At 61.2% G+C, this 18,387-nt stretch carries 21 protein-coding genes; 11 read left to right on the plus strand and 10 right to left on the minus strand.

Going from position 1 to position 18,387, the window contains the following annotated elements; all coding sequences use genetic code 11:
- On the minus strand, window positions 1-429 hold a 429-nt coding region (locus GIW28_RS13800; protein ID WP_236490398.1), incomplete at its 3' end, for a GNAT family N-acetyltransferase.
- Window positions 430-577: 148 nt separating this feature from the next.
- Here GIW28_RS13800 and GIW28_RS13805 point away from each other — a divergent pair.
- From GIW28_RS13805 to GIW28_RS13820, 4 genes are read left to right on the plus strand one after another with little or no spacing between them, the layout of a single operon-like run.
- Window positions 578-997, plus strand: coding sequence for a YybH family protein (locus GIW28_RS13805; RefSeq protein WP_169985084.1), 420 nt, complete (start codon window positions 578-580; stop codon window positions 995-997).
- 42 nt (window positions 998-1,039) lie between these two features.
- Window positions 1,040-1,384 (plus strand): YciI family protein, encoded by a 345-nt coding sequence (locus tag GIW28_RS13810; protein WP_017135434.1) that lies wholly within the window; start codon window positions 1,040-1,042, stop codon window positions 1,382-1,384.
- 35 nt (window positions 1,385-1,419) lie between these two features.
- Window positions 1,420-1,896: an SRPBCC family protein gene (locus GIW28_RS13815; protein ID WP_017135435.1), complete on the plus strand. Its 477-nt coding sequence runs from the start codon at window positions 1,420-1,422 to the stop codon at window positions 1,894-1,896.
- Window positions 1,893-3,116 carry an RNA polymerase sigma factor gene (locus GIW28_RS13820; protein ID WP_236446345.1) on the plus strand — a complete coding sequence of 408 codons (1,224 nt, stop codon included), beginning with the start codon at window positions 1,893-1,895 and terminating at the stop codon, window positions 3,114-3,116. The genes GIW28_RS13815 and GIW28_RS13820 overlap by 4 nt, the downstream gene beginning before the upstream one ends.
- Before the next feature lie 36 nt (window positions 3,117-3,152).
- On the opposite strand, the gene GIW28_RS13825 is transcribed toward GIW28_RS13820, so the two are convergent.
- The gene (locus GIW28_RS13825) at window positions 3,153-4,007 is read right to left on the minus strand and encodes a LysR family transcriptional regulator (protein WP_099550467.1); all 855 of its coding nucleotides are present in this window, start codon (window positions 4,005-4,007) and stop codon (window positions 3,153-3,155) included.
- An 88-nt stretch (window positions 4,008-4,095) separates the two neighbouring features.
- Here GIW28_RS13825 and GIW28_RS13830 point away from each other — a divergent pair, with 88 nt between their 5' ends.
- On the plus strand, window positions 4,096-4,536 hold the full coding sequence (locus GIW28_RS13830) for a multidrug/biocide efflux PACE transporter (protein ID WP_017137890.1): 441 nt from the start codon (window positions 4,096-4,098) through the stop codon (window positions 4,534-4,536).
- Here GIW28_RS13830 and GIW28_RS13835 read toward each other — a convergent pair.
- Window positions 4,523-5,428 carry a LysR family transcriptional regulator gene (locus tag GIW28_RS13835; RefSeq protein ID WP_236446348.1) on the minus strand — a complete coding sequence of 302 codons (906 nt, stop codon included), beginning with the start codon at window positions 5,426-5,428 and terminating at the stop codon, window positions 4,523-4,525. The two genes, GIW28_RS13830 and GIW28_RS13835, sit on opposite strands and share 14 nt — an antisense overlap.
- Before the next feature lie 50 nt (window positions 5,429-5,478).
- Complete coding sequence (locus GIW28_RS13840) at window positions 5,479-6,237, minus strand: SDR family NAD(P)-dependent oxidoreductase (protein ID WP_170039784.1); 759 nt, start codon at window positions 6,235-6,237, stop codon at window positions 5,479-5,481.
- A 106-nt stretch (window positions 6,238-6,343) separates the two neighbouring features.
- On the opposite strand from GIW28_RS13840, the gene GIW28_RS13845 reads away from it, so the two are divergent.
- Window positions 6,344-7,240: a LysR family transcriptional regulator gene (locus GIW28_RS13845; RefSeq protein WP_017137887.1), complete on the plus strand. Its 897-nt coding sequence runs from the start codon at window positions 6,344-6,346 to the stop codon at window positions 7,238-7,240.
- On the opposite strand, the gene GIW28_RS13850 is transcribed toward GIW28_RS13845, so the two are convergent.
- Window positions 7,237-8,154, minus strand: a complete 918-nt coding sequence (locus tag GIW28_RS13850; protein WP_017137886.1) for a LysR family transcriptional regulator — start codon at window positions 8,152-8,154, stop codon at window positions 7,237-7,239. The genes GIW28_RS13845 and GIW28_RS13850 overlap by 4 nt on opposite strands.
- A gap of 486 nt (window positions 8,155-8,640) precedes the next feature.
- On the opposite strand from GIW28_RS13850, the gene GIW28_RS13855 reads away from it, so the two are divergent.
- The 3 genes from GIW28_RS13855 (at window position 8,641) to GIW28_RS13865 (ending at window position 11,319) form a co-directional block, all read left to right on the plus strand.
- Window positions 8,641-9,399: a 5-oxoprolinase subunit PxpA gene (locus tag GIW28_RS13855; RefSeq protein WP_236446350.1), complete on the plus strand. Its 759-nt coding sequence runs from the start codon at window positions 8,641-8,643 to the stop codon at window positions 9,397-9,399.
- Between the two features lie 70 nt (window positions 9,400-9,469).
- The gene (locus GIW28_RS13860; RefSeq protein WP_017137884.1) at window positions 9,470-10,348 is read left to right on the plus strand and encodes a 5-oxoprolinase subunit B family protein; all 879 of its coding nucleotides are present in this window, start codon (window positions 9,470-9,472) and stop codon (window positions 10,346-10,348) included.
- A complete protein-coding gene (locus GIW28_RS13865; protein WP_017137883.1) occupies window positions 10,345-11,319 on the plus strand; it encodes a biotin-dependent carboxyltransferase family protein in 975 nt (324 codons plus the stop codon). Before GIW28_RS13860 ends, GIW28_RS13865 begins: the two co-directional genes overlap by 4 nt.
- Window positions 11,320-11,442: 123 nt before the next feature.
- On the opposite strand, the gene GIW28_RS13870 is transcribed toward GIW28_RS13865, so the two are convergent.
- From GIW28_RS13870 to GIW28_RS13880, 3 genes are all read right to left on the minus strand, one after another.
- Entirely contained in the window at window positions 11,443-13,059 is a 1,617-nt protein-coding gene (locus tag GIW28_RS13870) for an inorganic phosphate transporter (RefSeq protein WP_017137882.1), read from the minus strand.
- Between the two features lie 249 nt (window positions 13,060-13,308).
- Window positions 13,309-14,331, minus strand: coding sequence for a transporter (locus GIW28_RS13875; RefSeq protein WP_017137881.1), 1,023 nt, complete (start codon window positions 14,329-14,331; stop codon window positions 13,309-13,311).
- Window positions 14,332-14,559: 228 nt separating this feature from the next.
- On the minus strand, window positions 14,560-14,865 hold the full coding sequence (locus GIW28_RS13880) for a PepSY domain-containing protein (RefSeq protein WP_017137880.1): 306 nt from the start codon (window positions 14,863-14,865) through the stop codon (window positions 14,560-14,562).
- A 154-nt stretch (window positions 14,866-15,019) separates the two neighbouring features.
- On the opposite strand from GIW28_RS13880, the gene GIW28_RS13885 reads away from it, so the two are divergent.
- Entirely contained in the window at window positions 15,020-15,883 is an 864-nt protein-coding gene (locus GIW28_RS13885) for a sterol desaturase family protein (RefSeq protein WP_138453571.1), read from the plus strand.
- Here GIW28_RS13885 and GIW28_RS13890 read toward each other — a convergent pair.
- Window positions 15,875-16,552, minus strand: a complete 678-nt coding sequence (locus tag GIW28_RS13890; protein WP_170039794.1) for a helix-turn-helix domain-containing protein — start codon at window positions 16,550-16,552, stop codon at window positions 15,875-15,877. The two genes, GIW28_RS13885 and GIW28_RS13890, sit on opposite strands and share 9 nt — an antisense overlap.
- Window positions 16,553-17,680, minus strand: a complete 1,128-nt coding sequence (locus GIW28_RS13895) for a glycerophosphodiester phosphodiesterase (protein ID WP_236446352.1) — start codon at window positions 17,678-17,680, stop codon at window positions 16,553-16,555.
- Between the two features lie 232 nt (window positions 17,681-17,912).
- Between GIW28_RS13895 and GIW28_RS13900 the strand changes: the two genes are divergently transcribed.
- Window positions 17,913-18,236, plus strand: coding sequence for a DUF2025 family protein (locus tag GIW28_RS13900; protein ID WP_017137878.1), 324 nt, complete (start codon window positions 17,913-17,915; stop codon window positions 18,234-18,236).
- The last annotated feature ends 151 nt before the right edge of the window (window positions 18,237-18,387 follow it).

Consider the following 18,387-nt stretch of genomic DNA (forward strand, 5'->3'; position numbering starts at 1 on the left):
GTCCACCCACCCAGCCGCCAGATACAACCCCATCGCCGCCACATTGTCCGTGTCCACCGACAACTCCAGCGCCCTGATCTGCGGCCACGCCTGCAGGGCCGCCGCCGGCAATGCCTGCAAACACGCTTTGCCAAACCCGCGCCCTTGCTGGTGCCGGTCCACCTGTAACGCGTGCAGCGTGGCGCTGTGTTCATCGGCCCAATGGGGCAGGCAGGGTGGGCGTTTGAGCAGCAGGAAGGCCACGGGCATTTCGTCGGCCAGTAGTGCAAAGCCTTTGATTGCGCCGGGCTTGGGGTTGACCAGCAGGCTGTTGAGCGCGCAGTAGATATCGCCGGAATACGCCAGTTGCTCGGGGTGCACTTGCAGGGTGTCGAGGTGCTGTTTTTGCACAAGGCTCAGCGTCTCATAAGCGACGAGGCGGGTTTCCATCGGGGGCGCATCCGAAATCCTACAAAGAGGCGTGGATTCTAGCGGGTTTGATGCACGCGAAATTATTTTTCAGTGGCGTGTCGATTTCATTCAAGGCCATTCGACCAGGAGTGTCCTTTGTGATTTTCCAACCCCCAGGAGTATCGCCATGAGCACTGCAATCAACACCCTGATCGAGCAATGGAAACAAGCCGTACTTGATCGTGATATCGACAAAATTGTCAGCTATTACGCCGACGATATCGTCTCGTTCGACGCCGTCACTGCGCTGCAATTCAAGGGCAAGGCCGCCTACCGCGCCCATTGGGACGAATGCATGAAGCATTGCCCTGGCCCGGGCATTTTCGAATTTCATGAGCTGCATATCGTTGAGGCGCCCGACAGCGCGTTTGCCCACTGGCTGGCCCACTGCGGCGGCGCCGGGCCGGATGGCGTGGTGAAGGCGTGCTGGATGCGCGTGACTGCCGGCTACCAGCGCATCAACGGGCAGTGGAAGGTGGTGCATGAGCACTGGTCGGCGCCCTTCGACATGGAAAGCGGCACGGCATTGTTCGACCTGAAACCTTGACCGCCACGAACTATAGTCAGTAGTCCGAAAACGGAGACCGCCATGAAATACCTCTGCCTGATCTACAGCAACGAAGAGGTGTTGCACACCTCGCCCGACAGCCCGGCGGACCCGGAGTGTTTTGCCTACGCCGAGGCCATCCAGGCCAGCGGCCGAATGCTCGCCGCCGAGCCGTTGGAGTCGGTGAGCACCGCCACCACCGTGCGCATGCGCAATGGCAAGCTGTCGATCACCGACGGGCCGTTTGCCGAAACCAAGGAACAGCTCGCCGGGTTTTACCTGATCGAGGCCAAAGACCTGAACGAAGCGATCCAGGTGGCGGGCGGCATACCGGCAGCCCGGGTCGGCAGTGTGGAAGTGCGCCCCGTGCGTGAATTGAATCTCTGAACACAACAACCACAAGATTTTAAGGAGGTTTACCCATGAATACCCAACCCGCTGAATTTGAACTGTCCATCAGCCGTTTGATCGACGCACCGCCAAGCAAGGTGTTTCGCGCCTGGACCACGCCCGAGCTGTTACAGCAATGGTGGGGGCCACACGGCATGACCACGCCGGAGTGCGAAATGAACCTGTGGGTCGGTGGTCTGTTTCGTACCTTGATGCGCGCGCCGGATGGCGCCGAATACCCGACCTCCGGCGTATTCCTGGAAATCAAGGCGCCGAACCGGCTGGTGTTTACCGATGCCTTTGCGCCGGGCTGGGTACCGTCGGGCAAGCCGTTCATGACCGCCGAAGTGACCTTCGAAGCCGTCGACGGCAAGACCCAGTACACCGCCCGCGCCATGCATTGGAGCGAAGCTGACAAGCAGGCCCACGAAGCCATGGGTTTCCATGACGGCTGGGGCCAGAGCCTCGACCGCCTGGTGGCTTTGGTGACCCAGGGCATGCCCGATTGACCCCGCAGGTCGAGGCGATTTACCGCAGCGAATCACGCCGCGTACTGGCGACGCTGATTCGCCTGCTGGGTGATTTCGACATGGCTGAAGAGGCGCTGCACGAGGCGTTTTTTATTGCGCTGCAGCGCTGGCCGCAAGACGGCGTTCCGGATAACCCACGGGCCTGGCTGGTCTCCACCGGCCGCTTCAAAGCCATCGACCGCCTACGCCGACAGGCACGTTTTACCCCGTTACTGCAGGAGCAGGCCGACGCGCTGGAAGCGGCTGACTGGAGTGAGGAAGACGTGGAAGACGACCGCCTGCGCCTGATCTTCACCTGCTGCCACCCGGCGTTGGCACCCGACGCCCAGGCGGCGTTGACCTTGCGTGAGATCTGCGACCTCACCACCGAAGAAATCGCCCGCGCCTTTCTGGCCACGCCCACCACCATCGCCCAGCGCATCGTGCGCGCCAAGGGCAAGATCCGCGAAGCAAAAATCCCCTACCAGGTGCCTACCCTGGACGCGTTGCCCGAGCGTCTGGACAGCGTGCTGCGCGTGGTTTACCTGGTGTTCAACGAAGGCTATTCGGCGTCCATGGGCGCCGACCTCACCCGCGAAGACCTGACCCGCGAAGCCATTCGTTTGGGGCGTTTGCTGCTGGAGTTGCTGCCAGAGCCGGAGGTCATGGGCTTGCTGGCGCTGATGCTGCTGCATGAATCGCGCCGAGCAACGCGCACCTCGGCCGACGGTGAGTTGGTGTTATTGCATGAACAGAACCGCGCAGTGTGGGACGCCTCCTTGATTGCTGAAGGCTGCGCACTGGTGGAGCAGGCGTTGAACACACGACGTTTTGGCCCGTATTGCCTGCAGGCGGCGATCGCGGCGGTGCATGCCGAAGCGCCCCAGGCAGAGGACACGGACTGGCTGCAGATTGTCGGGCTTTACGATGTGTTGTTGCGCGAAGTGCCGTCGCCGGTGATCGAGCTGAACCGCGCTGTGGCGGTGGCGATGGGGCAGGGGCCATTGGCGGGGTTGCAGTTGGTGGAGGGCATTTTGCAGCGTGGGGAGTTGCGCGATTATCACTTGGCGCATTCGGCGCGCGGGGAGTTTTGTCGGCAGTTGGAGCGGGTGGAAGAGGCTCGGGAAGCCTATGAAAAAGCGCTCTCACTCACCCAGCAAACCCCAGAAAAACGCTTCCTCGAACGCCGCCTCGCCGAACTCAAACTTCCCTTACAATGAAAATCAAAACTGTGGGAGCTCAGTGTCTGGCCAGGATCACTCCAGCATCTTGCCCAGCAACCAACTCCCCGCCGGCCCCGGTGGGTGGTGCCTTGACCAGAGCGCATCCACCGCCACCGAGCGCGGCCAACTGCGCGCCTTGAGTTCGACCAAGTGGTCGCCACCAAAACGCTCCACCAACCAACGCGGAATCGGTGCCCAGCCAAACCCCAGCTGTGCCATCTCCATCAACATCAAGTAACTGGGCGCTGACCAAACCCGCCCGCTGGGGCGGGTTTCAGTCGGGTTGATGATGCTGGCCAGGCGCAATTCGCGGTGTTGCTGCAAGGTCTGCGCCGGGATGTTCTTCAGCTTGGCCAGCGGGTGCGTGGGCGCCGCGAACAGGGCAATTTCGGTACGTTCTTCGACCGGCGCGCCGGTCAGGTCGGGCGGGTAAGTGTCTTGTTTTTCGATAAACGCAATCTGCGCCCGGCCGCTTTGCACCAGTGCGATCAGGTCTTCGCATTCGGCGATCAGGCATTCCAGCTCAAGGTCCGGGTGGCGCTGTTCAAAGGCCTTGAGGGCGATTTCAAAGCGGTCGGACTGGTAAGTATCGGACATGGCGATGGTCAGCTTGGGTTCCAAACCCTGTGACAACTGGCTCGCTGCCAACTCCAGGCGGCTGCTGGCCTCCAGCACCTGCTCGGCGCGTTGCAATAACACATGGCCGGCTGGCGTAAGCGTCGGCTTGCGGCTGCTGCGATCAAACAGCACCACATCCAGATCAATCTCCAGGCTCGCCACCGCCGCGCTGACGGTGGACTGGCTTTTACCCAGCTTGCGCGCCGCCGCCGAAAACGAGCCTTGGGTAGCCGCCTGCACAAACGCCTGCAGCACTTCATTGGAGGCCATGACTATCGCCTTTATCGATGGTTATTAGTTATGAAGTATCGAGTCAAAGGGTAATCATGGCAACCATCGTCACTCAAGGAGCCGGGTCATGAACCCTACCAAGTCGATTACTGAACGTGTTTGCCAGGCCATTGGTTTTGAAGGGCTGGCCTTATTGATCTGTACGCCGCTGCTGGTCTGGATCACCGGCCGGCCGGCCCTGGAAATGGGCGCGGTGACCCTGGGCATCAGCCTGTTGGCACTGAGCTGGAACGTCATTTTCAACAGCCTGTTCGACCGTCTCAAAGCCCGCCTGCAACTGACCAGCGGCGGCTGGACCCGCGTGGTGCATGCGCTGTTGTTCGAAGGCGGCCTGATCATCCTGGCGGTGCCATTGATTGCCGCGTTGATGAAGATCAGCCTGCTGGAAGCCTTCATCCTCGACATCGGCGTGCTGTTGTTCTTCCTGCCGTACACCTACGTGTACCACTGGGGTTATGACGTGCTGCGGGAAAAAATCGTACAGTCCCGTGTACCTAGCCAAGCTTGAGCGAAGCGACAAACTCCAGAAATGCCCGCACCTTGGCGGCGGGCAAGTGCCGCGACGGGTAATAGGCGTACAACGGGAAACGCTCGTCCGGCCAGTCGGGGAACAGCTCCACCAGGCTGCCGGCCTGGATCGCCGAGTCCAGGCCGAGGTCGAGCATCTGCGCCACGGCATGCCCGTGTTCACACACGCTGTATAAGGTGCTGGCGTCGTTGACCACCAAGCGGCCGCTGGTGCGCACAATCACTTGCTCGCCGGGCCGGTGGAATTCCCAGGCAAACGGGCGACCGGTTTGCGAGTCGCGAAAATCCAGGCACATGTGCCCGGTTTCCAGGTCTTGCGGGATCGCTGGTCGGCCGTATTGTTCAAGGTAAGTGGGAGAGGCCACGGTGAGCACGCGCACTTCCATCAGTTTGCGGGCGATCAGCGAGGAGGACTGTGGGATGCCGAAGCGAATGGCCAAGTCAAAGCCGTCGGCCACCAGGTCGCCGAGTTGGTCACGGGTGTGCAGGTCGAGTTGCAGTTGCGGGTATTGGCGCATGAAGTCGCCGAGTACCGGGCCAAGGACCAGCCGCGAAAAATACGGGTCGATGTTCACCCGCAAACGCCCGCGCACGGTGAGGGCGCTGTCGGCCGCCGAATGGGCGGCCTCTTGCAGCCCGGCCAACAGCGGGGCGATTTGCTGGTAGAAACGTCGCCCTTCGTCGGTCAATTGCACCGAGCGGGTGGTGCGGTCGAACAGGCGAATGCCGAGGCGTTTTTCCAGGCGGGAAATCGCCCGGCTGACCCCCGAAGGCGTCATCTCCAGGCTGTTGGCGGCGCGGGCAAAGCTGCCGCTGTCGACTACGGCGGCCAATACGCCCATGCCGCCGGCCAAGCCTGGATCAAAACTCATCGGTGATTGCCCGTCAGTGATCTGAAGGCATTGATGCTAGCGCAGAATGCTTACAGAAACATGCCGCCCGACGCTTCGATACGCTGCCCGGTGATCCAGTTGCTGCCATCGGCCAGCAGGCTCGAAATTGCACCGCCAATATCGTCCGGCAAACCGGCACGGCCCAGGGCGGTGTTGTCGGCCACCATCGCATTCACCTGTGGGTTATCGCGCACTGCGCCGCCGCTGAAGTCGGTGGCAATCGCGCCGGGTGCCAGGGTGTTGACGGTGATGCCACGCGGGCCGAGTTCTTTGGCCTGATAACGCGACAGCACTTCCACGGCGCCTTTCATCGACGCATAGGCGGCGTAGCCCGGCAGGCTGAACCGCGCCAGGCCGCTGGAGATGTTGATGATGCGCCCGCCATCGCTGATCAGCGGCAGCAGTTTTTGGGTGAGGAAAAACGGCGCCTTGAAGTGAATGGCCACCAGTTTGTCGAACTGCTCTTCGGTGGTTTCGGCAAAGCTTGCGTGAGCGCCGATGCCCGCGTTGTTGATCAGGAAATTAAAATGTTGCTGGGCGAAAACGTCTTTGAGCACCGTAGCGATTTGCCCGACAAAAGCATCGAAGCTGCCGCTCTGGCTGACGTCCAGTTGCAGCATGGCGGCGCGGCCGCCCAGTGCTTCAACCTGTGCCACCACCGCTTGGGCCTCAGTGGCGGCGCTGTGGTAGGTGCCGATGATATCCACGCCTTGTGCGGCAAGGTGCAAAGCGGCGCTTTTGCCAAGGCCACGGCTGGCGCCGGTGATGAGTGCGATTTTACGAGTCATGCGGTAGTCCTCATGGGTGATCAGTGGGACTGAGTGTATTTGTCCGCCTATAACGTGATAAACAGGCTGATATCGGAATCACTGGCCGGATAAGGCGAACAATCCCATGAACAAACTTGAGCTGTTGCGCACCTTCGTGCGCGTCACCGAGCTGTCGAGTTTTACCCAGGCCGGCGAGAGCCTGGGCCTGCCACGCTCCACTGTGTCCGAGCATGTGCAGGCGCTGGAAGCATTGCTGGGTGCGCGTCTGTTGCAGCGCACCACGCGCACTGTGCAAGCCACCCAGGACGGCCGCGTGTTGTATGAGCGCAGCAAGGATTTGCTCGCGCACATGGAAGAGCTCGAAGGCCTGTTTCGCCAGGACGAAGCGCAATTGGCCGGGCGCATTCGGGTGGATATGCCCAACGCCATGGCGCGCGGCCTGGTGATGCCGCAGCTGCCGTCGTTCATGGCGCGCCACCCGTTGGTGGAGATGGAAATCAGCAGTTCGGATCGCCAGGTCGACGTGATTGCTGAAGGCTTTGATTGCGTGGTGCGCGTGGGCGCGCAGCCCGATCAAAGCGTGGTTGCGCGCAAGGTGTGCAGCATGCCGATGGTCAACTGCGTAAGCCCCGCCTACCTGCAACGTTATGGCGTGCCCGAAACCATTGCCGATCTGGCGCAGCATCAACTGGTGCATTACGTGCGCCCGCTCGGTGCGCGCTCGGCCGGGTTTGAATACCTGCTGGGTAACAAGGTGCAGCGCGTGGCCATGGCCGGGCGCGTGACCGTCAGCAGCACCGATGCCTACCAGGCGGCGTGTCTTGGCGGCTTGGGGATTATCCAGGTGCCGCTGCTCGGCATTCGCGATTTATTGGCCAGTGGCGAGTTGGTTTCGGTGTTGCCGGACTACCTCGCACCGCCGCTGGACGTCTCCATGCTCTACGCCGGCCAGCGGCATTTGCCGTTGCGGGTGCGGGTGTTCATGGAGTGGCTGGCGGCTACCTTGCAGGCGCGTATTTAACGCCGCGCCGACAACTGTTGCGGTGCCAGGAAGGCGTCGTGGAAGTAATCGCGGAACGCTTGCATCGCCGGGGTAAACGCGCGCTCGCGGTGCCAGGCCAGGCCGACGCTCATGGGCGTGACCGGGTCGGTGACGGTCAGGGTTTCGATGCGCTTGCCTTCCAGCGACCACGGCCGGTGCACCAGGTCTGACAGGATCGCCACGCCGCTGCCATTGGCGACCATGCTGCGCACCGCCTCCACCGAACTGGTGCGCAGCCGCACGTTGGGCGTTTGCCCGGCCTGTTCCCAGTAGCGCATGGCACTGTGCTCGGCTTCGTCGACGGTCAGCAGGATGTAAGGCTCTTGCGCCACATCCGCCAGGCTCACGGCACCGCGCTCGCACAGCGGGTGATGGCTGGGCAGCCACAGGCGGCGTTCGGAGTTGAACAGGATTTCCGAGACGATATCCGCGTGAGTCAGGTTGGCGGTGAGCACCACGGCCATGTCGAACTGGCCGTCGAGCAGGCCGTGTTCAATGGCCTGGCGCTCCTGCTCGAAGACGTCGATGGTCACGTCCGGGTGCCAGTGTTGCATGCGTTGCAAGTGATGCGGCAGGAAGTAACCCAACACTGTGTAGCTGGCCGCTACCCGCAATACGCCGCTGGCGCGGTAGTCGGGCAGTGGGCTGTTGAGGGCGTCGTCCACGCTGCGCACGATCACATAGGCGCGGTTGAGAAAATGCCGCCCGGCGTCGGTGAGGTTCATGCCCTGGGCCGAGCGCACGAACAACTGCACGCCGAGCATCGCCTCCAGTTCCTTGATCGCGGTGGTCACCGCCGACTGGGAGATGTTCAGGTGAATGGCGGCCTGGGAAATCTGGCCGATTTCGGCGGTGGCGACGAAGTAGCGCACTTGGCGCAAGGTCAGGGACATGGCTTTCTCCGATCGTTCCCACGCTCTGCGTGGTAACGCCTCTTGTGACGCTCTGCGTCACGCTTTGGGACGCGGAGCGTCCTGGGCTGCATTCCCACGCGGAGCGTGGGAACGATGTTTGGGGAACGATTTTTGGGCCTCCGATCGTTCCCACGCTCTGCGTGGTAACGCCTCTTGTGACGCTCTGCGTCACGCTTTGGGACGCGGAGCGTCCTGGGCTGCATTCCCACGCAGAGCGTGGGAACGATGTTTGGGGAACGATTTTTGGGTCTCCGATCGTTCCCACGCTCTGCGTGGTAACGCCTCTTGTGACGCTCTGCGTCACGCTTTGGGACGCGGAGCGTCCTGGGCTGCATTCCCACGCGGAGCGTGGGAACGATCTTTGGGTATCTGATTTTCAGAAGATGGGTCATCTGATAATAGATCTTCCCAAGGGGTCAAGCCCCAGCCTACTTTCAGTCATCTTCTTTTGGCGGAGCGACCTCGATGCAGGCAGTGGATTTCAATTCGGACATGGGCGAAGGCTTCGGCCCCTGGACCATCGGCGATGGCGTCGACTTTGACCTGATGGCCTACATCAGCTCGGCCAATATCGCCACCGGCTTCCACGCCGGCGAACCCGGCACCATGCGCCGCACCGTCGAACGCGCCAAGCAACTGGGTGTGGGCATCGGCGCGCATCCGGGCTTTCGTGACTTGGTGGGGTTCGGCCGTCGGCACATCAACGCACCGGCCCAGGAACTGGTGGATGACATCCTCTACCAACTCGGCGCGCTGCGCGAAATCGCGCGTGCCCAAGGTTTGACATTGCAACATATCAAGCCCCACGGCGCGCTTTATATGCACCTGGCCCGCGACGAAGAAGCCGCTCGGCTGCTGGTGCAGAACCTGCAAATCATCGAGCCGACGCTGTTGCTGTATTGCATGCCCAACTCGGTGATCTGGCGCGTGGCCAAGGAACTGGGGCAACCGGTGGTGCGCGAGTTTTACGCCGACCGTGAGTACGACCTGAGCGGGTCCATTGTGTTTACCCGCAATGTGCGTGCACTGGACCCTGCAACCGTTGCGGCGCGCGTCCTGCGTGCTTGTCAGACTGGCCGGGTGCGAACCGTAGAAGGCGAAGACCTGTTGATCGAATTCGACTCCATCTGCCTGCACAGCGACACGCCTGGCGCGCTGGAACTGGTGGAAGCCACCCGCGAAGCCCTGGACCAGGCTGGGATTGAAGTCAGATCACCTCAATAAGCACCCCAATAAAAATATCGCAACAGCACTTTTTGCCTGCCTTTCTACAATGATTCCAAGAGGAACAGACATGGCTGAAACCACCCCCATCCGCTACAGCTTCGGCGGTGATGAACACCTGTTTGCCGAGGTCAGCGACAGCATGTCCCTGGAAGCCTTTTTCACAGGCATGGCCGTGACCCGCGCCGTGGAGCGCCTGGCGTTGGAGGGCGTGCTGGATGTGTGCCTGGCCAATGCATCGTTCCAGATTCGCTTCGACCCCGACCGTATCGCGCCGCATGTGCTGCTCGACGCGGTGCAAAGTGCCGAAGCCCAGGCGGTGGCCGAACGCACCTTGCACACGCGCATCATCGAAATCCCGGTGCTCTACAACGACCCCTGGACCCACGAAACCCTGATGCGCTTTCGCGACCGCCACCAAGACCCCAGCGGCACCGATCTGGAATACGCCGCACGCATCAACGGCCTGGCCGATGTGGACGCGTTTATCGCCGCCCACAGTGGCGCGCCGTGGTTTGTGTCGATGGTCGGGTTTGTTGCGGGCTTGCCGTTCATGTTCCAGATGGTCGAGCGCGAGCGGCAATTGCAGGTGCCCAAGTACCTGCGCCCGCGCACCGACACGCCCAAACTGACCCTCGGCCATGGCGGCTGTTTCGGTTGCATTTACTCAGTGCGCGGCGCGGGTGGTTACCAGATGTTTGGCGTAACCCCGGCGCCGATCTACGACCCGGCGCAGCAGTTGGCGTACCTCAAGGAACACATGGTGTTTTTCCGCCCGGGTGACATCGTGCAGTTCAAACCGATGGACCGCGACGCCTACGATTTGGCGGTGGCCGAAGTGGAGGCAGGGCGTTTTGATTTGCGTATCCGCCCGGTGGAATTTTCCCTGGATGCGTTTCTCGCCGACCCCATCGGCTACCCGAAAACCCTGCAGGAGGCGCTGGCATGATCAAGGTCCTCAAACCCGGCCTCGCCACTTCTGTGCAAGACCTGGGTCGTGAAGGTTATTACCACTTGGGCATTCCGCCTTCGGGCGCCCTGGACCAGTACGCATTGAGTGCGGCCAACCACTTGGTCGGCAACCCAGCCGGTGCGGCGGGCCTGGAGTGCACACTGATCGGCCCTGAACTGGAGTTTCGCCAGGACGCATTGGTGGCGCTCAGTGGTGCGCTGATGTCGCCGCGTCTGGATGGTGAAGTGGTGCATCAGGACACCGCCTTTCAGGTCCGCGCCGGGCAAGTGCTGCGCTTTGAGTTTCCCAAGGCCGGCGCGCGCACGTACCTGGCGGTGGCCGGTGGCATCAACGTGCCGCGGGTGCTCGGCAGCCGCTCGACGTACACCCTTGGTGCGCTCGGTGGGTTTGAAGGGCGGCGCTTGCAGGAAGGCGATGAGCTGCCGATCGGCGAGGCCAGTGGAACAGGCCGCGCGGGCAATAGCTTACCGATGGCCTTGCGCCGTTCGGTCGGTGGCGACGTGACCCTGCGCGTGGTGCCAGGGCTGTATTACGAGCGCCTGACGGATGCGGCAAAAAGCAGTTTTTTTGCTGAGCCGTGGACGGTGGGCTCCGAGGCGGATCGCATCGGCTATCGCTTCAAGGGCGGCAGCGCCTTGAGTTTTCAACCACGCGAACAACCGTTTGGTGCTGGCTCGGACCCCTCGAATATCGTCGACAGTTGCTACCCGATCGGTTCGATCCAGGTGCCGGCGGGGTTGGAGCCGATTGTGCTGCACCGCGATGCGGTGTCGGGTGGCGGCTACGCGATGATCGGCACAGTGATCAGTGCCGACCTGGACTTGATCGGGCAGATGCAGCCGAACCAGCGGGCGGGGTTTGTGGCGGTGACACTGGAGGAAGCACTGGAGGCGCGGCGAATCTACAAAAAGCGCTTGAAGGCCATGGCTGGATTGTTCAATCACTGACACACCCTAAAACCCATGTGGGAACAGGTTTGTGTGGGAGCTGGCTTGCCTGCGATGCAAGCGCCTCGGTCTGTCAGTTGAACCGAGGTGATGCCATCGCAGGCAAGCCAGCTCCCACCGAGGTCAGAACAGTTTGGTGAACAGCCAGTACAGGCTGCCCGACAGCAAAATCGCCGCCGGCAAGGTCAGCACCCAGGCCATCAGCAGATTGCGGATGGTCTTCATCTGCAAGCCACCGCCATTGGCCACCATGGTGCCTGCCACACCCGACGACAACACATGGGTCGTCGACACCGGTAGCCCGAACATATCCGCCGCACCGATGGTCAGCATGGCCACCGTCTCGGCCGAGGCGCCTTGGGCGTAAGTCAGGTGCGTCTTGCCGATTTTTTCGCCCACCGTGACCACGATGCGTTTCCAGCCGACCATGGTGCCCAGCCCGAGCGCGATGGCCACGGCGATCTTCACCCACAGCGGGATAAAGCGTGTGGACGCGTCGATCTGGTCTTTGAACAGTTTCAGCTTGCCTTGGGTGTCGGCGTCGAAGTTGCCGACCTTGCCCTTGTCCATCAAGCGAATGGTTTCACTGGTCAGGTACATGTCGTTGCGCACGTTGCCGACGGCTTCAGCGGGGACTTTGGCCAGGGAACCGTAGCCTTTTACTTCGTCACCAATCTGGCCGGCGAGGGCGGCGAGGGCCGGCACCAGTTCCGGGGTGGCTTCCTTGGTGCGCACATAGGTCGAGAGAATCGGCCGTGGGTCGCCTGGCAATACTTGCGGTGCGCTTTTCACCAGTGCCACTTGGGTCACTTCAGCCACCGCAGCAAACTGCAAGGACTGCTCGGCCGGCATGGTGCGGTTCAGCGCGTACGCCATCGGCAGCGTCCCCACCAGGATCAGCATGATCAGGCCCATGCCTTTTTGCCCGTCGTTGGAGCCGTGGGCGAACGACACACCAGTGCAGGTGGCGATCAACGCACCGCGAATCCACCATGGCGGCGGGGTGTCGCCCTTGGGGGCCTTGTACAGCGAGCGGTTTTTGACAAAGGCGCGCAGCGCCAGCAACAGCAGGGCGGCAAACGCAAAACCGATCAGCGGCGACAGCAGCAGGGCATAACCGATCTTGGTGGCTTGGCTCCAATCCACACCGCTGGTGCCATCACGCCCGTGCATCAGGGCGTTGGCGACGCCGACGCCGATGATCGAGCCGATCAGGGTGTGCGATGACGAGGCTGGCAAGCCCAGCCACCAAGTGCCGAGGTTCCACAGGATCGCCGCGATCAGCAGCGCAAAAATCATGGCGAAGCCGGCCGAGGAACCGACCTGCAAAATCAGCTCGACCGGCAGCAAGGCGATGATGCCGAACGCCACCGCGCCGCTGGACAGCAGCACGCCGAGGAAGTTGAAAAAGCCCGACCATACCACCGCAAAGTGCGGCGGCAGCGAGTTGGTGTAGATCACCGTCGCCACGGCGTTGGCGGTGTCGTGGAAACCATTGACGAACTCAAAGCCCAGGGCAATCAACAGCGCCACGCCCAGCAGCAGGAACGGCGTCCAGGTGGTGACCACGGTGCCCAGTTCGGTCATGTCGTGCATCAGGCTGTAGGCGGTAAACAACAAGCCCATGGCGAGCACGGCGAAGAAAATGATCACGGTGAGCAGGCCGGGTTTTGTATCCAGCCGGGGTTTGGGGTCTGCGTGTGTGGCGGTGTTGGAAGCGGTCAGGGAAGGGGTGGCCATGCCGGAGCATCCAGTGTGGGGAGGATGGTCTTGATGATCATTGCAGAATGTTACAGAGATGCTGCGGTAGGTCAGTGTTTAAGGAATTGAGCCTACCGTTGATCTATAAACCCCCGCAAAGCTAATGTCAGAGTGCAATCAATGTGGGAGCTGGCTTGCCTGCGATAGCGGTGCATCAGGCAATGAACAGTTGGCTGGTAGATAGCCATCGCAGGCAAGCCAGCTCCCACAATTTGACTGTATTGCAATTCAATAGTCTTTGCGCTTACGGAACGCCCAGCGCCCGGCAATCAAGGTAAACGTCGCCACCAGCGCCACCAGGATCCAGAACCCTTCCGGGTCGGTGGAAAGCGGCACGCCGCCCACGTTCATGCCAAAAAAACCGGCGATGATATTGATCGGCAGCGCCAGCACCGTCACCACGGTGAGGGTAAACAGCGTGCGGTTGCTTTGTTCGTTGAGGTTGGCGGCGATTTCTTCCTGCAACAGCTTGATGCGTTCGCCCAGGGCCGTGAGGTCGTTGATGATCAGCGCAAACTCCTCGGTGGATTTGCGCAACTCCTTCACGTCTTCCTTTTGCAGCCACTGCGGCGGGCGGTTGAGCAGGCGCAGGAGCGAGCCCGGCTCCAGTGCCAGCAGACGTTGCAGGCGCACCAGCACCCGGCGTGCGGCACCCAGTTCGGCGCGGTTGGTGGACAGGCGCGAGGACAGTAACTGGTCTTCGATATGGTCGACGCTGATACTGGTTTTACGCACGATCTGCGTGAGCACCTCACCCTGGTCGCGCAACAGATGCACCAGCAGTTCCAGGGGCGAACGAAAGCGTTCACCGGCCTTCACCGACGAGCGCAATTTATCCACCGAGTGCAGCGGTTGCAGGCGTGCACTCACCAGCAAACGGCTGCGGGCGCAGACCCACAGCGTGGAGATATCCGACGAAACCATGCTGCTGAAGTTGAACACCACGTCGTTGACCACTGCGAGCAAGGCCGAGTCGACGTGTTCGATACGCGTGGAGCGCGAGCCTTCGTGCAGGGCTTCGAAAAACTCGTCGGGCAATGACAGGTTGGCCTGCATCCAGCGCTCGCAGGCGGCGTGGGCCAGGTTCAGGTGCAGCCACAGGAATTCTTCCGGGTCTTGCGGCGCTTTTAGCGCGGCCAGCGCGGTCGCTGAATCAATTTGCTCGCCCTTTTCACCGGGCCGAAAACGAAAACCGTAAAGCAAGCCAAACAGATCGGGATCCTGGTGGCTGTGGTCGATGCTGTGGTTCATGGAGGCTCGCAGAGAAAGCGCCTGTAGGACGTTTCACAGGTTCGCGTGGGCGAATCATTGCAAGGCGGGATGACGATTTTGTGACAGTTTGAAAACTCGCTCAGCGGGTTTCCAGGCGCAGGCCTGCGCTTTGTCGGTGTAATTTGATCAACCCTCCGTGATGGCTGGCGAGCAGGCATAAAAAAACCGCGCCACTTTAAACGTGGCGCGGTTTTTTTAAACGATGACTCAGGTGTCCAGTTTGTCTTCCAGCACGGCGCCGGTCTTGGCGTCGAGCTTCACTTCAAACCGTTTGCCGGCGGTGTCGGTCAAGTCAACTTCGTATACCAATACACCGTTTTTGTGGTCCAGCTCGGTGTCAGTGATGCTGGCACCGGCGTGTTTGGCCACGGCGGCGGCGTTGAGTTTTTCGAACGGCATCACGGCGCCGGACTTGAGCAAACCTTCAATGTGGTCCGGGCGAACATCCGCCTGGGCCAACCCGGCAGTCAGGGTCAAGGCGGTAGCGGCGAACAGGGCGGTCAGGGTTTTCATGGTGTGTGTCCTTCTTCGGTGAGCTGTTTAAGTGGCCTCAGGTTATCCAGCGCAACTTAATTCACCCTTAATTAATTCAAACGGTTGCGCCGTTTGTTCAATTCGCTGCGTGTGGAGGGTTGCATGCTGGGGGCTCACTGGAAGGGAGACTCGGATGAAACGTTTAGTGGCTTGGCTGTACGCGCCTGTATTCCTGGTGGGTTTTTTAGCTTGGGGGCTTTGGAAGCCCGGTTGGCTGGTCGTGGTGTTTGCGACAGCCGTCGCCGTGTCATTTGTGATGGAGCAATGGCTGCCCTATGAGCCGCAATGGAATCGCAGCCTCGGGGACCGGCGCCGCGATACGCTCCACGCGTTGGTCAACGAGAGCCTGAATGCCCTGGGCCTGTTGATTCTACCGGGGCTCACGGCCCTGCTGGCGTTCGAAGGCATTTGGCCGCGTGGCTGGCCGGTGTGGGCACAACTGCTGTTGTCGATTGTGTTGGCCGATGCCGGCATTACCCTGATGCACTACGCCAGCCACCGTATTGCGCCGCTCTGGCGCCTGCATGCGGTACACCACAGCGTGCAGCGACTGTATGGGTTCAATGGGCTGATGAAACACCCTTTGCATCAGATGCTGGAGGCGACGGCGGGCCTGTTGCCGCTGGTGCTGCTGGGGATTCCTGTGGAGGTTGCGCAGTTGCTGGCCCTGGCAATTGCGATCCAGCTGTTGTTGCAACATTCCAACGTCGACATGCGTTTAGGGCCATTGCGTTGGGTATTTGCCTGGGCGCCGGTGCATCGTTTTCATCACATGAAGTACGGGCGCGCCGGGGATGTGAATTTCGGTTTGTTCTTCAACCTGTGGGACTGGCTGTTGGGCACGGCGTTTTATCGCGAGCACTATCAGATGGGCCCTGGCGACCTGGGCATTGGCAGCCGGCCGAATTTCCCGGTGGCCTATGCGGCGCAGATACGTGACCCGTTCATGCCGGCGCGCTTGAGCAAAGAACCGCCTTTGCCGGACGCGCTACGTTAGCAGCCGCACGTCCAACTGACGCAATGACGCGCCGGCCGTCACGCCAAACAACTGCTTCATGGTGCGCGAAAAATGCGCCGAGTCGGCAAACCCCGCAGCGTGGGCGGCCTCGGTCAACGTGTTGCCGCCAAGGGCCACTTGCAGCGCCACACGCAAGCGCCGCCATACCACCAGGCGGCGCACGGGCACGCCCAGTTGATGGGTGAACAGGCGTTCCAATTGGCTTAATGACAGGTGTGCGGCGTGGGCCAGTGCCTGGGCTGAAACCTTGCCGGCAAGCTGCTGATCCAGGGCCGACAGTGCCCGTTCCAGGCGCGGGTCGACGCGGGCGCGCCGGGGTAACTGGCTCAGTTGCAGTTGCAGTGTCTCAAGGCATGGCTGCGCATCGAGCAACAGATGCTCCAGGGTCTGGTTCGCAAAGGTGGCAGGTTCGGCATACAGCACCAGTACGTCACCGTCGCTGGCGAGCAGGGCGTGGGGGTGTTGCGAGGGGATAAACAGGCGATGGGCCGTGGTGACACGGCCATCGAGGCTGACCGTGACCGGTTTGCCGGGGCAGAGCATCAACTGATGGGCGTAGTGCGCATGGGGCGCGGTACGCCCCAGCTCGCCGAAGATCAGGCCGTAGTCATGCCCCAACCACAGGCGACCTGACCATTCGGGTTTCACTCAGTAGCCGTTGTCCTTGAGCAGGTCCTGCACGCTCGACGAAGGCCAGCGCTTGTAGAACTTCAGCAGTTCGGCGGCGCGGTTGGTGAAGATGCCGTCCACGCCGGCTTTCATGACTTTTTCGAAGTCCACGGGCTCATCGACGGTGTAGACGTGCACCAGCAGGCCTTTGTCGTGGGTCAGCTTGTTCATCTCAGGCTTCACCAGGTCGGTGTAGCTCTGGTCGCCGTGGTTGGTCAGCTCAGCCGAAGGGCCGGTGCCGATGGCGCCGAGGCTCTTGGCTTCGTCCACCCACTTTTCGAACTCGGCGGCGTCTTTTGGCTCTTGCTTGGCGTAGTAGGCGGCCTTGGTGGTTTCGCCGGACTCAGCGAAGGTTTGTGCCGATTTAGGCTCGATGCTGCCTGGGCCAACCCACAACAGCAGGATTTTCGGGGTGTTGGGCATTTCTTTCTGCAGCTCTTTCAAGCTGTCTTTTTCAAACGTCTGCAGCACCACGCGGCCTTTGCCCTGGCCCACGCCGGTGTTGCTCTTGCCCAGCTTGGAACCGGCGGAGCTCAACCAGCCTTTATCCAGCAGCTTGTTTTTCAGGTCGGCTTCGATGCCCGGGAACTGCTTGGGCTCCTTGGTCTCGATGTACAGGCCTGGTTTGTGCTGCGGGTTGCCTTCGGCGATCTTGATGATCTCGTCCAGGCTCTGGATTTTCAGGCCAACAAACGCCGGGCGGGCACGGTCCGGGTAAGCGGCGTTGAACCAGCTGCCGGCGTCCAGGGTGCGCAGTTCGGCCCAGGTGAACTCGTTGGCCGGAGCGTCTTTGCGCTCGGGGAACTTGGTGGCCACGTCGGTGGTGCGTTGCAGGTTGTTGTCGTGCAGGGCGAACAGTACGCCGTCTTTACTGCGCTGCAGGTCCATTTCCAGGTAGTCGGCACCCAGGTCGCGGGCGAGCTTGTAGGACGCCGCGGTGGATTCGGGGGCGTCGTAGGATGCGCCACGGTGAGCAATGACAGACGGGTACGGAATGCCTTCGTTTGTCGCCAATTCAGCCGGGCTGATCGGGTCGGCAGCCTGTGCCTGACCAAGGCCGAGCATCAGAGCGAGCAGCAGGGCGCTCTTGGTAAACGTGACAGGCATATGCGAAGTCCTTTCGTGGAGGTAACTTTGAGAAGGCGTCCTTTTTAACAATTGATTGCGAAAGGCGCTATCACCAAACCGACATTAAGGTACTCACGAGGCATTTTTGTGGGTTTTTTTGTGCTGCGTTGCAGTATTCTTGGCCAAAGCTGCCCCGTTAGAGGGCAGTAATTTCTGCCACGCGTGTAAACCATCTTTCCAGTCCCTGTGGGACTTTTCAGTGAGGTTTACCATGCGCATCACTTCCGAGCTTATCTGCCAGGCCGCCGACCAACTCCAGGGTTTTGTCGGCCTTAACCGCAAAACCGGCTACTACATCGTGCGTTTCAGCGAAGACGCCTTCGGCATGGACGTGGCCGATGACGGCATCATCCCCACTGCCGAATTTGTCTGGCTGCCGGCCGCCGACCACACTATGACCCTGTCGCGCGAACGCCTGCAGTTGCTGCTGGACCAGAATATCGATGACCGTATCAACATCACCGAGCCGTTGCGCGTGTATATGCGCCGGGTGGAGATCCCGCAGATCAGTGCGTTGCGCAGTTTGGTGAGCTAGGTCCAGGCAAGTGGAGAGCAACCTGTGGGGCTTGCTCGCTAAGGCGGCCACCTGCTCGATCACCATTGTCCTGAGACACTTCGGTCTAATTGTGGGAGCTGGCTTGCCTGCGATGCAGACACCTTGGTGTATCAGGCACACAGAGTTGATG

Source organism: Pseudomonas sp. PA-5-4B, from assembly GCF_021606215.1.
GTDB classification, from domain to species: Bacteria; Pseudomonadota; Gammaproteobacteria; order Pseudomonadales; family Pseudomonadaceae; genus Aquipseudomonas; species Aquipseudomonas edaphica.

What these genes read in the sequence shown, in the direction of transcription:
- GIW28_RS13880 (WP_017137880.1), bottom strand. Translation starts at nt 14,865, where the DNA reads ATGAAAACCCTGACCGCCCTGTTCGCCGCTACCGCCTTGACCCTGACT.
- GIW28_RS13860 (WP_017137884.1), top strand. Translation starts at nt 9,470, where the DNA reads ATGGCTGAAACCACCCCCATCCGCTACAGCTTCGGCGGTGATGAACAC.
- GIW28_RS13870 (WP_017137882.1), bottom strand. Translation starts at nt 13,059, where the DNA reads ATGGCCACCCCTTCCCTGACCGCTTCCAACACCGCCACACACGCAGAC.
- GIW28_RS13810 (WP_017135434.1), top strand. Translation starts at nt 1,040, where the DNA reads ATGAAATACCTCTGCCTGATCTACAGCAACGAAGAGGTGTTGCACACC.
- GIW28_RS13850 (WP_017137886.1), bottom strand. Translation starts at nt 8,154, where the DNA reads ATGTCCCTGACCTTGCGCCAAGTGCGCTACTTCGTCGCCACCGCCGAA.
- GIW28_RS13835 (WP_236446348.1), bottom strand. Translation starts at nt 5,428, where the DNA reads ATGAGTTTTGATCCAGGCTTGGCCGGCGGCATGGGCGTATTGGCCGCC.
- GIW28_RS13845 (WP_017137887.1), top strand. Translation starts at nt 6,344, where the DNA reads ATGAACAAACTTGAGCTGTTGCGCACCTTCGTGCGCGTCACCGAGCTG.
- GIW28_RS13855 (WP_236446350.1), top strand. Translation starts at nt 8,641, where the DNA reads ATGCAGGCAGTGGATTTCAATTCGGACATGGGCGAAGGCTTCGGCCCC.
- GIW28_RS13825 (WP_099550467.1), bottom strand. Translation starts at nt 4,007, where the DNA reads ATGGCCTCCAATGAAGTGCTGCAGGCGTTTGTGCAGGCGGCTACCCAA.
- GIW28_RS13840 (WP_170039784.1), bottom strand. Translation starts at nt 6,237, where the DNA reads ATGACTCGTAAAATCGCACTCATCACCGGCGCCAGCCGTGGCCTTGGC.
- GIW28_RS13895 (WP_236446352.1), bottom strand. Translation starts at nt 17,680, where the DNA reads ATGCCTGTCACGTTTACCAAGAGCGCCCTGCTGCTCGCTCTGATGCTC.
- GIW28_RS13875 (WP_017137881.1), bottom strand. Translation starts at nt 14,331, where the DNA reads ATGAACCACAGCATCGACCACAGCCACCAGGATCCCGATCTGTTTGGC.
- GIW28_RS13830 (WP_017137890.1), top strand. Translation starts at nt 4,096, where the DNA reads ATGAACCCTACCAAGTCGATTACTGAACGTGTTTGCCAGGCCATTGGT.
- GIW28_RS13900 (WP_017137878.1), top strand. Translation starts at nt 17,913, where the DNA reads ATGCGCATCACTTCCGAGCTTATCTGCCAGGCCGCCGACCAACTCCAG.
- GIW28_RS13885 (WP_138453571.1), top strand. Translation starts at nt 15,020, where the DNA reads ATGAAACGTTTAGTGGCTTGGCTGTACGCGCCTGTATTCCTGGTGGGT.
- GIW28_RS13865 (WP_017137883.1), top strand. Translation starts at nt 10,345, where the DNA reads ATGATCAAGGTCCTCAAACCCGGCCTCGCCACTTCTGTGCAAGACCTG.
- GIW28_RS13815 (WP_017135435.1), top strand. Translation starts at nt 1,420, where the DNA reads ATGAATACCCAACCCGCTGAATTTGAACTGTCCATCAGCCGTTTGATC.
- GIW28_RS13805 (WP_169985084.1), top strand. Translation starts at nt 578, where the DNA reads ATGAGCACTGCAATCAACACCCTGATCGAGCAATGGAAACAAGCCGTA.